General features: G+C 46.9%; 13 protein-coding genes. All 13 read left to right on the top strand.

Features of this window, described 5'->3' with window-relative positions; genetic code table 11:
- The first annotated feature begins 378 nt into the window (after window positions 1-378).
- Window positions 379-1,590 carry a serine palmitoyltransferase gene (gene spt, locus ASG33_RS12365; protein ID WP_056285178.1) on the top strand — a complete coding sequence of 404 codons (1,212 nt, stop codon included), beginning with the start codon at window positions 379-381 and terminating at the stop codon, window positions 1,588-1,590.
- A complete protein-coding gene (locus ASG33_RS12360; protein ID WP_056285173.1) occupies window positions 1,587-2,708 on the top strand; it encodes a hypothetical protein in 1,122 nt (373 codons plus the stop codon). The genes spt and ASG33_RS12360 overlap by 4 nt, the downstream gene beginning before the upstream one ends.
- A complete protein-coding gene (locus tag ASG33_RS12355; RefSeq protein ID WP_056285170.1) occupies window positions 2,705-3,718 on the top strand; it encodes an NAD(P)-dependent oxidoreductase in 1,014 nt (337 codons plus the stop codon). The genes ASG33_RS12360 and ASG33_RS12355 overlap by 4 nt, the downstream gene beginning before the upstream one ends.
- A gap of 111 nt (window positions 3,719-3,829) precedes the next feature.
- Complete coding sequence (locus tag ASG33_RS12350) at window positions 3,830-6,400, top strand: DUF5686 and carboxypeptidase-like regulatory domain-containing protein (RefSeq protein ID WP_056285167.1); 2,571 nt, start codon at window positions 3,830-3,832, stop codon at window positions 6,398-6,400.
- 27 nt (window positions 6,401-6,427) lie between these two features.
- Window positions 6,428-7,141 carry an NDP-sugar synthase gene (locus ASG33_RS12345; protein ID WP_056285164.1) on the top strand — a complete coding sequence of 238 codons (714 nt, stop codon included), beginning with the start codon at window positions 6,428-6,430 and terminating at the stop codon, window positions 7,139-7,141.
- 58 nt (window positions 7,142-7,199) lie between these two features.
- Window positions 7,200-8,069 carry a hypothetical protein gene (locus tag ASG33_RS12340; protein WP_056285161.1) on the top strand — a complete coding sequence of 290 codons (870 nt, stop codon included), beginning with the start codon at window positions 7,200-7,202 and terminating at the stop codon, window positions 8,067-8,069.
- Window positions 8,069-9,040, top strand: coding sequence for a CDP-alcohol phosphatidyltransferase family protein (locus ASG33_RS12335; protein WP_056285158.1), 972 nt, complete (start codon window positions 8,069-8,071; stop codon window positions 9,038-9,040). Before ASG33_RS12340 ends, ASG33_RS12335 begins: the two co-directional genes overlap by 1 nt.
- Window positions 9,021-10,064, top strand: coding sequence for a lysylphosphatidylglycerol synthase transmembrane domain-containing protein (locus ASG33_RS12330; protein WP_056285155.1), 1,044 nt, complete (start codon window positions 9,021-9,023; stop codon window positions 10,062-10,064). Before ASG33_RS12335 ends, ASG33_RS12330 begins: the two co-directional genes overlap by 20 nt.
- Window positions 10,065-10,136: 72 nt before the next feature.
- Complete coding sequence (locus ASG33_RS12325; RefSeq protein ID WP_056285151.1) at window positions 10,137-10,844, top strand: HAD family hydrolase; 708 nt, start codon at window positions 10,137-10,139, stop codon at window positions 10,842-10,844.
- Window positions 10,845-10,854: 10 nt separating this feature from the next.
- Window positions 10,855-11,760 carry a PfkB family carbohydrate kinase gene (locus ASG33_RS12320; RefSeq protein ID WP_056285148.1) on the top strand — a complete coding sequence of 302 codons (906 nt, stop codon included), beginning with the start codon at window positions 10,855-10,857 and terminating at the stop codon, window positions 11,758-11,760.
- Between the two features lie 14 nt (window positions 11,761-11,774).
- Window positions 11,775-12,347 (top strand): DUF4833 domain-containing protein, encoded by a 573-nt coding sequence (locus ASG33_RS12315; protein ID WP_056285146.1) that lies wholly within the window; start codon window positions 11,775-11,777, stop codon window positions 12,345-12,347.
- 149 nt (window positions 12,348-12,496) lie between these two features.
- Complete coding sequence (cmoA, locus tag ASG33_RS12310) at window positions 12,497-13,246, top strand: carboxy-S-adenosyl-L-methionine synthase CmoA (protein ID WP_056285142.1); 750 nt, start codon at window positions 12,497-12,499, stop codon at window positions 13,244-13,246.
- A complete protein-coding gene (locus ASG33_RS12305) occupies window positions 13,246-13,974 on the top strand; it encodes an isoprenylcysteine carboxylmethyltransferase family protein (RefSeq protein ID WP_056285139.1) in 729 nt (242 codons plus the stop codon). Before cmoA ends, ASG33_RS12305 begins: the two co-directional genes overlap by 1 nt.
- Window positions 13,975-14,020: the final 46 nt, after the last annotated feature.

Here is a 14,020-nt window from a genome sequence, read left to right as displayed (position 1 = left end):
ATATTGTAGTTGCGCCGATCCTGCAAAAAGGCAAGAACAGCGAAACGCCTTTGAAGATTTAATCGGTTTTTAACGGTAAAATACAAAAAGAGCAGGCAGTTTTGTGAACCAGAAGAAGAGGTATGTGGTTAACCCGTTAATCGGAACGATTGTATACGTAAAAATGGCCATTTTCGGGTTTACGTTGATCTGGGTGAATCACCAGCGGTCCGGTAAATGCATCGAGTCTCCTATTACTCAGCACCCATTAATTTCGTTTTATATGGAAAACATCAACTACAACACCAATTGATTGCCAGAAGTCAATTAGATCAGGCCTGAACCTGACGCCTCCCGGCACCCCCTAAAAGAAGCTGTTGATTCTGACATTAATTATTTATGGGTAAAAAACTAAATAAGCGCATAGCCGAATTCAAAGACGCGGCAGCCATTAAGGCAAAAGGTCTTTATCCTTTTTTCAGACCCATTGAATCCGGCCAGGATACGGAGGTGATTATCAACGGGAAGACCGTTTTGATGTTCGGGTCTAATTCTTATCTGGGACTTACTTCACACCCTTACATTATCGAGGCGGCTCAAAAAGCGGCTCAGAAATATGGTACAGGCTGTGCTGGGTCACGTTTCCTGAACGGGACACTGGACATTCACGAGGAGCTGGAACGCAGGCTTGCCAAATACACTGGCAAAGAAGGTGCTGTGTTGTTCAGTACCGGTTACCAGGCCAACCTCGGTGCACTTTCCTGTCTCACCGGAAGAAATGACTATCTCATTCTGGATGAAAGCGACCATGCTTCGATCATCGATGGCAGCCGCCTTTCATTTTCAAAAGTGATCAAATACGCGCATAATGATATGCAGGATCTTCGCAAGAAGCTGAGCCTGCTGCCGGATGAAGCCGACAAGCTGATCGCGACAGACGGTATTTTCAGTATGGAAGGTGATATCGTGAAGTTGCCTGAGCTGAATGCAATTGCAGCGGAATACGATGCCACTGTGCTTGTAGACGACGCTCACAGCCTTGGCGTAATCGGAGATAAAGGTGCCGGAACAGCCTCTTACTTCGGGCAAACTGACACTACCGACCTGGTAATGGGCACATTCAGCAAGTCGCTGGCTTCATTGGGCGGGTTTATTGCCGGTGATGCAGCTACGATCGACTATCTGAAACACCGCGCACGCTCGCTGATGTTCAGCGCGAGTATGACGCCGTCGTCTGTGGGAAGTACATTGGCAGCATTGGATATCATCGAGTCTGAGCCACATCACATTGAGCGGCTTTGGGCAAATACAAGATATGCCAAAGAATTGTTGTTGTTCAACGGATTCGATCTTGGTCAAACCGAGAGCCCGATCCTACCATTGTATATCAGGGACAACGACAAAACCTTTATTATGACCAAACGCTTGCAGGATGAAGGCGTGTTTGTTAATCCAGTTGTATCGCCTGGAGTACGTCCGGAACAGTCGTTGATCCGGTTTTCTCTGATGGCCACACATACTTTCAGTCAGATTGAAGAAGCAGTTGATAAAATATCACGCATTTATCGGGAAGTATGTCCGGAGGCCATTATTGAAAGACAAAGACTATGAAGCGAATTGTACCCGTAAACTCTTCTGGGGATCTCAAATCATTTATTGATTTTCCCCACACCCTCTATAAAAATGATAAGAGCTATGTTCCTGAGCTGTTTATCGCTCAGCAGGATATGCTTACCCCGGGCAAGCACCCGTTTTACGAACACTCCGAGGTAAAGCTTTTCCTGGCCTATGAAGGGGAGGAGATTGTGGGCCGTATTGCTGCCATTTTTAATACCAATCACAATGCGTTTACTGAACGCAATGATGGGTTCTTTGGATTTTTTGATACTATAAATGACCAGGAAACGGTCAATCTGCTTCTTAAAGAAGCTTCCGGCTGGTTGAGAGAAAAAGGTGCTGATACTGTTTGGGGGCCGGTGAACCTGTCTACAAACGACACCTGCGGGCTCCTGATTGAAGGTTTCGACCGCCCGCCTGTGGCCATGATGCCTTACAATGCGCCTTACTACCAGCAGTTGCTGGAAAATGCGGGGCTGGTAAAGAAGACGGATCTGTTTGCTTACGAGATCACAACCGAGTCTGTGAACGATCGCTCGGTGCGCCTGATGGATGCATTGGAAACGCGGCTTAAAAGAAGCGGCATTGTGATCCGTCCCATTGACCTGAAAAAGTTCAAGGAAGAAGTGGTCAAGATCCGGGAGGTATATAATTCTGCCTGGGACAAGAACCTGGGCTTTGTCCCGATGACCGAAAACGAGTTCAACTATCTCGCGAAAGATCTGAAAATGATTCTTGACCCTGATTTTTGCCTTGTTGCTGAAAAAGATAACAAACTGATCGGGTTCATATTGGGAATACCTGATATCAACCAGATTTTGATAAAAATAAAAAAAGGCCGCCTGTTGCCTACGGGGATCTTCAAACTGCTTTTTGGTAAAAAGAATATCAAAGGCCTCCGCGTACTGACACTGGGCGTTGTGGAAGATTACCGGAAACTGGGCATTGAAGCCTGCCTTTACGGAAGAGTGATCAAAAATGGCCGTACAAAAGGCATTAAAACTGCGGAATGTTCGTGGATGCTGGAAGACAACTATCTGATCAACCACGCCATTGAGCAGATTAACGGAAAGCTGTATAAAAAATACCGCTTGTACGAAAAAGCGATATGAAAGAGCGTGTGTTCATAACAGGAGCGAGCGGGTTTATCGGATTTCACCTGGTAGAAGCTGCGCTGAACGACGGCATGGAAGTACATGCTGCAGTAAGGCCCAGCAGCGATCTGACTTTCCTGCAAAAGCTGGTAACTGACTATCCGGCTGCGCTCAAAGTTGTGAACGTAGATTTCAGTTCCCGTGAAAAGCTGAAAGACTTACTGGAAACGGGAGGCTATACATACATTATACATGCGGCGGGGGTTACCAAGGAAAAAACGGCAGCTGCCTACAATCTGGTGAATGCCCAATATTCCCTGAACCTGGCGCAAGCTGCAATGTCAGCTGATATTCCATTGAAACGGTTTGTTTTTCTGAGTAGCCTGGCCGCCATTGGCCCGCTGAGCTACTCCGAGCAAAAGCCGATCACGGAAGAAACGCTGCCAGGACCAGTGACCGATTATGGAAAAAGCAAGCTGCTGGCGGAAAAGTATCTGGAAGATGTCAGCGGATTGCCTCTCACAATTATTCGACCCACAGCGGTTTACGGACCCGGTGAAAAGGACCTTTTTGTTTTGTTCAAAACCCTTTCGGGTGGATTGGATGCCTACATTGGCAGCAAACCCCAGCGACTGAGTTTTGTATATGTAAAGGACCTGGTAGCCGCCACCCTGGCCGCACTCACTGAAAATAAGAAAGAAGTAACGGTGTACAACATTTCAGATGGGAATGCTTACGACCGTTATGCATTGGCTGACAGGTTTAAAGAGATAAGCGGGAAAAACATCTTTCGTGCACATCTGCCCATGATTCTGGTAAAATGGCTGGCAGGTCTGCTCGACATCATTTACTCCTTCTCACCGAAAACACCTGTCTTAAACAGGGAGAAGCTCAAAGAGCTGACCGCTTCAAACTGGAACTGTAGTATAGACGCAGCCCGGAACAATCTGCATTACCAGCCGCAATACGACCTGCGACAAGGACTTGCGGAGACTTTAACATGGTATAAAGAGAACAACTGGCTTTAATTCCTGCGCCCGATTTGATTTAATATCGGATCACACCATCGGAACAGCGGCACGCGCCGTATGTGAACTGCCGGAGGTGGATGGGTACAACATGTGTTATGATCTTCAAAAATGAAAACAATATTTAAGTCGGTATGGTATAAAATCGCTCCGGTTATCTGTCTGATACAGATATTGTCGGGAGTAGCCATAGCGCAAAATACAACTACGATTAGAGGTACCGTCACAGACGCAAAAACAGGTGAAACCCTGCCTTTCGTCTCGGTGCTGATCCCGGGTACAACTATGGGAACAGCTTCTGACGCAGACGGTCGCTACGCATTGACGCTCCGTGAAAATTACGCTACCATCAAATTCACTTACGTAGGTTACCTGAGTGTAGAAAAGCCGATCACTCCCGGCATTTCACAGGTAATCGATGTGAAGCTGGCTGTGGATGCATCCATGCTGAAAGAGGTAACCGTTAAAGGAAGAGGACGTTACCGGAATAAGGATAATCCGGCAGTACAGCTTATCCGCGAGGTGATTGCGCACAAGGATGAGAACAAAATGGCGGGTAACGAATATGTGGAATACGAACAGTACGAAAAGATCTCACTTGCATTGAGCAATCTTTCCGACAATTTCAAGGACAAGCGTATTTTCAAGAACTACCAGTTTTTGTTCAAAACCCAGGATTCTGCGGCAATGGGCGGCAAGAATATGCTCCCTGCATTTATAGAAGAAAAGCTTTCTCAGGTTTACTTTCGTAAAAGTCCGTACACCAAAAAGCAGCGCGTACTGGCCAGCCGTCGGGCAGAGTTTGATGCCAAGTTTGTGGACAATGAAGGTTTGAGCGCGTATTTCAACAGGTTGTATGAAGATATCAATATTTATGATAATGATATTTCCATTGCTACCAACCTGCTGCTGAGCCCGATCGCAAATACAGCGCCGACATTTTACAAGTTCTTTATCCGGGATACTATTAAAACCAATGATCCCTGGCTGATCGAACTCGGCTTTGTTCCGAGAAACAAGACCGATATGCTTTTCGAAGGGAAGCTGTTTGTGACCCTTGACGGAAAATATGGTGTGCAGAATGCCTATCTAACCGTAAACAAAGACATTAACCTCAACTTTATGCGCGACCTGGAAGCCAGTCTCGAATTCGAGAAAAGTGCTGACGGCAGGTACCATCCAAGCAAGACGTCCCTCGCAATGGAGTTTGCACTGGGTGAGAAAAGCGCGGGACTATATGGTCAGAGGGTAGTTAACTTCAAAAATTATACGATCAATCAGAGTCGGCCTGACAGCGTTTACAAAGGTCCGAATGAGGAAATTGCGTACAATCCCGAGATTAAGGTAGGGGAGTCTTTCTGGGGAAGCGCGCGCCACATTCCGCTGGAAGCTACCGAGCTTGACATTTACAAGAATATAGACACACTCCAGACCATCCCCTCATTCCGGCGTACCATGGACATTGCCACCTTATTCCTGGCAGGTTACAAGTCGCTCGGGAAAGTGGAGATCGGCCCTTTTAATACCTTTTACAGCTTCAACCCGGTTGAAGGTTTCAGGCTCCGTTTCGGTGGCAGAACTACGCCCGAACTCAGCAAACGCGTGTATTTTGAAGCATATACCGCCTACGGTTTCAAGGACGAGAAATGGAAGTATTTCGTAGCAGGTACCTATTCGATCAATAATAAATCGGTTTATCATTTCCCGCTCAACTACATCAGGGCAAGCTACCAGCGCGATACTAAGATCCCCGGACAGGAACTGCAGTTTGTGCAGGAAGATAACCTGCTGCTTTCATTCAAGCGCGGGGACAATAACCGCTGGCTTTACAATGACATTTACAAGCTGGAATACGTCAGAGAGTTTGATAACCATTTGTCTTACAAAATCGGATTTACGCAATGGAGCCAGCGCGCAGCCGGGATACTTCGCTATCAAAGCCTCGATCCCGACGGTTCACTCCACGACGAAGGTATTCTGAACAACACGGAGGCGAACCTGGAACTGCGTTATGCGCCCAACGAGCAATTCTATCAGGGTAAGTTGTACCGCACGCCAATAATCAACCGGTATCCGATCTTTACAGTTCGTTACAATGCAGGTTTGAAAGGTGTTTTCGAAGGTCAGAATAGGTACCACAATTTGTCGGGTAACATTGCGAAACGGTTCTATTTGTCGCAGTTCGGATATGCAGATGTGACGGGAGAGGGTGGTTATATTTTTGGAAAAAATGTATTGTTCCCGCTGCTGACAATCCACCGTGCTAACCAGACCTACGCTTACCAGCTCAATTCATTCAACCTGATGAACTTCCTGGAATTTGTGAGCGACCGTTATGCAAGCCTGGATGTGCAATATTACATGAATGGGTTTTTGTTCAATAAAATACCATTGCTGAAAAGGTTGAAGTTGCGTGAAGTGTTCAGTTTCAAAGGTCTTGTCGGCGGCTTGCGCGATGAGAATAATCCCGCCTTACATCCTTCACTATATCGTTTCCCGGTGGATGAGTCAGGCAGGCCAATCAGCTACACATTGTCGCGGGCACCTTACATTGAAGGCAGCGTCGGTATCGCCAATATTTTCAAGCTGATCCGGATTGATCTGGTGAAAAGGTTTACCTATCTCGATAACCCAGGTGTGTCGGAATGGGGTGTTCGCGCCAGGTTCAAGCTGGACTTCTAGTATCAAATTTCATTAGACACCAATTATATGAATTACGCCATCATAGCCGCAGGTGAAGGTTCCCGGCTCGCCAGCGAAGGTTTTCAACTTCCGAAGCCGATGGTACCGCTTTGCGGCGAGATGATGATCGACAGGCTGATCGGCATTTTCATGCGGAATCAGGCTGAGCGCATCAGGATTATCATCAATGAAAACTCCCCGGAACTCGAAGCGCATTTGCTCGAACTACGGAAGGATCTGCCCATTGATATCATTAAAAAATCAACACCCAGCTCATTGCACAGCGCATTTGAGTTGCTTGATGGTGTTGCCGGAATAGATGCAGTTTGCCTCACAACCACCGACACGATTTTCCGCGAGGAGGAATTTGCTGAATTTATTTCGGCCTTTGAATCCAATGCAGACCTGGGCGGGCAAATGGCGGTAACCTCGTTTATCGATGATGAAAGTCCGCTTTTCGTGCATGTAAATGAAAGCGGGATCATCACTGCATTTACAGATTCCAATGAAATGCAGACTCCCTATATCTCGGGCGGCATTTACTGTTTGCGCAAAAAAGCGATTGAAGTTCTAGGGAAATCTGTCCGTAGCGGCACTTCCAGAATGCGGAATTTTCAGCGGCAGCTTGTGGCGGAAGGAATTGAATTGAAGGCTTACCCATTTTCCAAAATCGTCGACGTAGATCACGTCAGCGATATAGAAACAGCAGAATCTTTTTTGAGCCAGGAACACCTCGCTTGAAAATCAGAAAACAAACTGACACCAATGAATTAAAGACCGGTTCATTTACCGGCAGCGTATGAATGAAATTGAAATACTCGGCGTACACCGAAACAAAAAGTACTCGCCAAATCACATTGGCAACGATGACGCGATCTTTTCGCTGACAGCCAAAGCACTTGAAGCAATGGGGTGCAAAGTGACGATCTGCTGTGAAGATGAATTCCTGGCGTTGAAAGAAGTGCAGCAGCCCAGGATTTTTACAATGGCGAGACAAAAGCAGGTTGTAGCCAGGTTGCAGGAGCTGGAAAACAGTGGCGTGAAAGTGGTTAACTCAGCATTTGGCATCGAAAACTGCTTTCGTACCAATCTGACAAGAGCATTGAACGAACACCACATTCCCGTGGCAGACAGCTATATCGTGCCTACCAGCTACGATCAGGAAACGGTTTTTGACGATATCAAAGGCAAAGGATACTGGATCAAACGCGGTGATTTTCACGCGATCCATAAAGAGGATGTTTCATTTGCTGCCTCCCGCGAAGAGGCGAAAGAAATCCTGCGGGAATATGCATTGCGCGATATCCCGGATGCGGTAATTTCTGAGAACCTCGTGGGTGACCTGGTGAAATTTTACGGTGTGCGCGGTACCGACTTTTTCTTCTGGTTTTATCCTTACGATAACAACCACCATAAATACGCCCAATATCAGCAGGTTAATGGAAATTCAGCGTATTACAGCTTCGACTCTGCACATTTGCAGCAGGTTGCGACGGAGGCAGCGAAGGCCGTTGGTATAAGTATTTACGGAGGCGACGCGATTGTAGGGCAGGACGGACAATTCCGGATTATCGATCTGAACGACTGGCCGAGCTTTGCACCTTGCCGGGATCAGGCGGCCGGACATATTGCGGGCCGCATTTTTCAGGAATTTACAAATGACAATTAATGGAGACTTCAACTACCGGACCATCTGAATTAAAGGACGAACCCAGTAATTCAGCTTTTCAAAACTCATTAAAATCAAGCGATACCGAGGAGCAGATCGATATCTGGTTCTATCGCCCGATCGGGTATCAGATCGCATTGTTTTGTGCCAAAGTAGGTATCCGTCCCAATCCGGTCACTATCGTTAGTATTTTCTTCGGGGTAGGGGCAGGTATCCTGTTCTATTCCCAGGAGCTCTGGATCAATGTGATCGGTATGCTGTTGCTGGTATTTGCCAATTCACTGGACAGTGCCGACGGACAGCTTGCGCGGATGACAAATGATAAAAGTCGTCTTGGTCGCATTCTCGACGGGGCAGCGGGCGATTTCTGGTTTATTGCCATTCACGTTGCACTGTGTTTGCGCGGCATGAATGAGGGCTGGACTGCGTGGATCTGGGTTTGGGGAGTTTTGGCCGGTGCTTCACACGTAGTACAATCCGCAATGGCGGACTATTACCGCAATGTGCATTTATTCTTCATCAAAGGCACTTCCGGCAGCGAGCTGGATAATAGCCGCGAGTTGCAGACGGAGTATGACAAGCTGAGCTGGACCAGGAACTTTGGAATGAAGTTCGTTGCGCGGTTTTACCTGAACTATACCAAAATGCAGGAAAGTTTTTCACCAAACCTTCAAAACCTGCTTTGGGTTGTCAGAAACAAATACAGAAACGGATTACCGGAAAAGCTTGTGACGGATTTCAGGGCGATGAACAAGCCTTTGATGAAGTATACCAATATCGTTCAGTTCAATACACGCGTCATTTTTCTTTTCCTCTGGCTTTTTATTGACCAGTCATGGATCTATTTCTTCTTTGATATGCTTGTTCTGAACCCCATTCTGATTTACATGATCGCGAACCAGGAAAAAGTGAGCAAATATTTTCATCAGCAGATTACGAGCGGTAAAATCAATGAATACCAAAATATATAAAGCAGTTTTTCTCGCGATAGGCGTCATTTCTCTGGGCTATATGATTTATGGCACCGGGGTTGACGTGATCTGGGAGAACATCCAGTTAACCGGCATCTGGTTTGTACCGGTGATCGGAAGCTGGCTGCTGATTTATATGTTGAATGCATTCGCTTTCAAAGCAATTATCCACGAGCCTTCGGTACCCGAGAGTAATCTGTCATACTGGGCTGTTCTCAGGCTGACGATCTCCGGTTATGCCATTAATTACATTACCCCCTTTGTTGCACTGGGCGGGGAGCCTTACCGGATCCTCGAACTCAAACCTGCACTGGGACTGAAAAAAGCGACTTCTTCGGTGCTGCTTTACAGTTTGATGCACATGTTTTCCCACGTGATTTTCTGGCTTGCAAGCATTGTGCTGATCGTCGCAGTTGTTCCGCTCAGCGATGTGATGCTTGCTGGTTGCGGGATTTTGCTGGTTGTGGGACTGGTATTGGGCTACTGGTTTATTAATGTGTACAAAAAAGGCTTCATGGTCAGCACATTCCGCCTGCTTGAAAAACTGCCTTTTGTAGGAAACCGCGCGCGTGAATTCGCTATCAAAAATGCAGAGAACCTGTATGAAGTTGACGAGCAGATCCGCATTCTGTATGCGCAGCGCCGCGATGTTTTTTACGCATCCCTGTTTTATGAATTTGTGGCCCGTGTGATCGGCTGTCTTGAAATATTCTTCACTGCCCACGCGATCGGAATGGAAATGAGTCTCTCACAATCATTGATCGTGAGCTCAGGCTCGTCTCTTTTTGCCAACCTGATATTCTTCTTCCCCATGCAGCTGGGCACGCGCGAAGGCGGCCTGGTACTCGCATTGCGAAGCGTAGGACTCGCCGCCACGCAAGGTATTTTCATCGGCATTGTAATGCGCATCAGAGAGATCGTCTGGATCATCATAGGGCTTGCATTGATGAGCAAGAAAGCCAAGCCAGATGAGCAGCAGGGAACTGAAGACCTGAATGCCGTACCCGCGGCTGCGCACCGCTAATTTTTAAATACATAACAAGGCAAAACGCACCAGGCTGATAGCCGATTGCCGACTGCCGAAAGCCAATTACTAATGATCAACGGAATTTTACTCGACTACGGTGGTACAATCGACACCAATGGCCTGCATTGGGCGCATGTTTTGTGGGAAGCTTACCAGCACAATCGGGTAAATGTTGACAGGGATGCATTTTCGCAGGCTTACAAATACGGCGAGCGGGCATTGGCTATCAAGCCGCTTGTACAGCCACAGCATGTATTCTACGACGTTCTTTCACTGAAACTGAATGAGCAGTTCCGTTTTTTGCAGGAAAGCGGGCACGATATTGATGTGAGCGCAATAGACGCCATTGCACATGAATGCAATGAGTTCGCACGCACTACTGTGGAGAATGCGAAGCCGGTACTTGCCGCACTTTCAGCAAATTATCCGCTTGTAATGGTTTCCAATTTTTACGGGAACATTCAAAGCGTACTGGAAGACTTCGGTATCCTGGGTTACTTCCAAACGGTGGTTGAATCTGCCGTGGTTGGCGTGAGAAAACCCGATCCGCAGATCTATCAGCTTGGGGTAAATGCACTCGGATTAAATGCCGAAGCCTGTGTTGTGATCGGAGATTCATATTCGAAGGACATTGCACCGGCCAGGCAGCTGGGCTGCAAGGCTATCTGGCTGAATGTAGCCGGCTGGGAAGATGCCGGCGGGTCGGATCAGGTGCTGGAAGGTGTTGTTGAAATTACCGATTTTGCTCAGGCAGAAGGGGTTATAAATCAATTTTAATAAAAAGCTTATGTACGATATCTGTACGATAGGGCATATTACCCTTGACAAGGTTGTGACTACTCAGTCGGTCAACTATATGCCTGGCGGCACCTCGTTTTATTTTTCAAAAGCGCTGCGGGATTTTGATGTGAAATACATGCTGGTCACCGCGCTCGCCGAGGAGGAAAGCCACATTGTGAAGTCGCTCAGAGACGAGCGCATTGAAGTTTTCTCCCAGGACAGTCCCTACACAGTTTACTTCGAAAATATTTACAGTGCCAACCAGGACCACCGTGAACAGAATGTGCTGCACAAAGCCGCTCCGTTCACAGTGAAGCAAATGCCTGAAATAGAATCCCGCATCTTCCATCTGGGGCCGCTGCTTTCGGATGATATCCAGCTCGATTTACTTAAACATCTTGCATCCAAAGGTGAGGTTTCGCTCGATATTCAGGGTTACCTGCGTTATGTGAAGGATAAAAAAGTGTATTACACCGACTGGGCAGACAAGCAGGAAGCACTGCCGCACGTGTCGATACTAAAAGCGAACGAATTTGAAATGGAGGTGATCGCCGGTACTTCCGATATCCGCGAGGGCGCGAAAATAATCGCCGGAATGGGCGTGAAAGAAGTAATCATTACACTCGGCAGCAAAGGGTCGCTCGTTTACAAAGACGATCATTTTTACCAGATCCCGGCTTACAAGCCTGCGGCTGTGGTGGATGCTACCGGCTGCGGGGATACTTATATGGCGGGATACCTGAGCAAAAAAGTAAGAGGTGCGGATGTACAGGAAGCGGGGGAGTTTGGAGCAGCAATGGCGACATTAAAAATTCAGTCTTCAGGGCCGTTTTCTGGAAACCAGGAGGCAGTTAATCATGTTGTCTTGCATGGGGAGTGTGATCGTGAAGTGATCGCGCAGGCCATTTACTGAAGCGTTTATCTATTATGAAATATGTGAGGAATTGGTTGATGGCATTGAGCCTGATACTGGCGTCGTACTCGGGGACTTTCTCCGCAGGCGACAAGGACGGCGATAAGCTGCCCAATCCGGACGAATTCCCAGTCCCAAGCGATGTGCCTGGTCTGCTCTTTTACATCCAGCGTGACCCGAATGCAAACACAATCTGTTATCAGCTAAATACTGACAAACAGGGCCGGCTCAGTGTTAAAGATCCTGTTAATACATTCTGGATCAGATATACCGATGGCGGTGAGCGCAGAGAGCTAAATTATCTTCAGCGCAAGTTTGCCTACGGTATCAATGTGAAAGACAAAGGCAATGCATCTTACGAACTGCGTTCGGTGGCTTATTCAAAGCTTCCGTTACAGTTAAGAAGAGACAGCCGCAACACCTACCACGTTTACGCCACGATCGATAAAAAAGAATGCATTCTCAGCCGGGTTTTCATCCGCATTGACGGGGGTACATTCTGGTCGCCAAATGTTCTTTACATAGAATTGAAGGGAACAGAACTTGCTACCGGAAAGACGATTGTTCAACGTATAAAACCCTCCTGAGTGGCTCAAATCGCCAAATTGTCATAAGATTGCAACAGGATTATTCAGTTGCTTGTAAAGGTTACGTAACAAGTTCGCATATTTGGAATGGAATTTTCGGTTTTGACCGAAAAGCCAAGCGAAATCTAACGTAATCTAACTATTGACAAATGGAGCATATTGAGAACGGAGGTCAGGATGAAGTCTTCAAAGACGAGATCACCAAAGCCTCCGATTTTAAATTCGGTACTACCGTAGTAAAAGTGTTTGACGATATGGTCAGCCGCTCTGTACCGTTTTACAACGAAACACAGCGGATGCTCGCGGAAATTGCCGCGGACCACGTCAAAGAAGGCAGCTTTTTATATGACCTGGGCTGCTCTACCGGCACCACGCTCATCGAAGTCGACAAGCTTATCCCGTCTGACATTAAATTTATCGGCATTGACGAATCCCCGGAAATGCTTGAAAAGTGCGACCTCAAATTCAAAGAAGCCGGCTTCGTGCGTCCCTACGACTTACAGTCGGGCGATTTGCAGCAGGAGACTTTACCCATTTCAAATGCCTCGGTAGTAATCCTTTGTCTTACCATGCAATTTGTACGCCCGCTCTACCGGGAGCGGCTTTTGCGTAACATCTACGATGGACTGAATCCCGGCGGTGTGCTGCTGCTGGTAGAAAAGGTTCTTGCTGAAAGCACCGTTTTCAATCGCGACTTCATTAAATATTACTATAACTATAAAAGAAGAAACCATTATAGCGAGCTCGAAATCTCCCAGAAGAGAGAGGCGCTCGAAAATGTGCTGATCCCGTATAAGTTATCTGAAAACATGCTCCTGTTGAAGGAAGCCGGTTTCGCGGATTGCGAAATATTCTTTAAGTGGTACAATTTTTCAGGAATGATAGCTTATAAAAAATAATGATAGCAATAGGAAACTTCTTTTTTAAGTACAGGAACAATCTGTTCATCTTTCTTTATCTCCTTCTTTTTCTCCCGTCACCATTACTTTTCAAACCCGAGCAATTCGGTGAAAAATACTATTTGTACCCGATCATTCTCGGGCTGCTGGTGACATTTGCAGGCGAGATTATCCGCGGGATCACCATTGGTCTGGCCTATATCATTCGCGGTGGCAAAGACAAGAAGGTATATGCCGAAAAGCTGGTGACCGAGGGGATCTTCAATCACTGCCGCAACCCGCTGTATGTGGGGAATATCCTGATGCTTTTGGGTGTCGGAATTCTTGCCAATTCGCTCATTTATGTGGGAATCGTAATGCCCCTTTTTCTGTTTATTTATCAGGCAATCGTACTAGCAGAGGAAAACTTTCTGCGTAACAAATTCGGTGCCCAGTTCGATGCGTATTGCAGCCGTGTTAACCGCTGGCTGATCAACTTCCGGGGTATATCCCACGCATTTGACGGCATGAATTTCAATTACAAAAGATGGATACTGAAAGAGTATAACACGCTGCTGGTCTGGCTGCTGGGTATCTGCGCGATCCTGATCTTCAAATATCCGCAGCTCGTGCCCGAGAGTGATTCGCGCATTATTCTGTTCGTGGCGATTGTACTGGTGCTTGGTGCGGTGTACGGTTATATCCGTTATCTGAAAAAATCAGGAAAAATGACCGATACGATGGCTTGATGCACTTTTAAAATGCTTTGGCATGCTATTTGGCAGTCAGGTAAAT

Origin of the sequence: Dyadobacter sp. Leaf189 (assembly GCF_001424405.1) — a bacterium.
Classification (GTDB): Bacteria; Bacteroidota; Bacteroidia; order Cytophagales; family Spirosomataceae; genus Dyadobacter.
Note: the sequence above shows the minus strand (reverse complement) of the source record. Positions and strands in the feature narration are given on the sequence as shown.

Coding starts and splice junctions, on each gene's coding strand:
- spt (WP_056285178.1), top strand. CDS start 379: ATGGGTAAAAAACTAAATAAGCGCATAGCCGAATTCAAAGACGCGGCA.
- ASG33_RS12360 (WP_056285173.1), top strand. CDS start 1,587: ATGAAGCGAATTGTACCCGTAAACTCTTCTGGGGATCTCAAATCATTT.
- ASG33_RS12355 (WP_056285170.1), top strand. CDS start 2,705: ATGAAAGAGCGTGTGTTCATAACAGGAGCGAGCGGGTTTATCGGATTT.
- ASG33_RS12350 (WP_056285167.1), top strand. CDS start 3,830: ATGAAAACAATATTTAAGTCGGTATGGTATAAAATCGCTCCGGTTATC.
- ASG33_RS12345 (WP_056285164.1), top strand. CDS start 6,428: ATGAATTACGCCATCATAGCCGCAGGTGAAGGTTCCCGGCTCGCCAGC.
- ASG33_RS12340 (WP_056285161.1), top strand. CDS start 7,200: ATGAATGAAATTGAAATACTCGGCGTACACCGAAACAAAAAGTACTCG.
- ASG33_RS12335 (WP_056285158.1), top strand. CDS start 8,069: ATGGAGACTTCAACTACCGGACCATCTGAATTAAAGGACGAACCCAGT.
- ASG33_RS12330 (WP_056285155.1), top strand. CDS start 9,021: ATGAATACCAAAATATATAAAGCAGTTTTTCTCGCGATAGGCGTCATT.
- ASG33_RS12325 (WP_056285151.1), top strand. CDS start 10,137: ATGATCAACGGAATTTTACTCGACTACGGTGGTACAATCGACACCAAT.
- ASG33_RS12320 (WP_056285148.1), top strand. CDS start 10,855: ATGTACGATATCTGTACGATAGGGCATATTACCCTTGACAAGGTTGTG.
- ASG33_RS12315 (WP_056285146.1), top strand. CDS start 11,775: ATGAAATATGTGAGGAATTGGTTGATGGCATTGAGCCTGATACTGGCG.
- cmoA (WP_056285142.1), top strand. CDS start 12,497: ATGGAGCATATTGAGAACGGAGGTCAGGATGAAGTCTTCAAAGACGAG.
- ASG33_RS12305 (WP_056285139.1), top strand. CDS start 13,246: ATGATAGCAATAGGAAACTTCTTTTTTAAGTACAGGAACAATCTGTTC.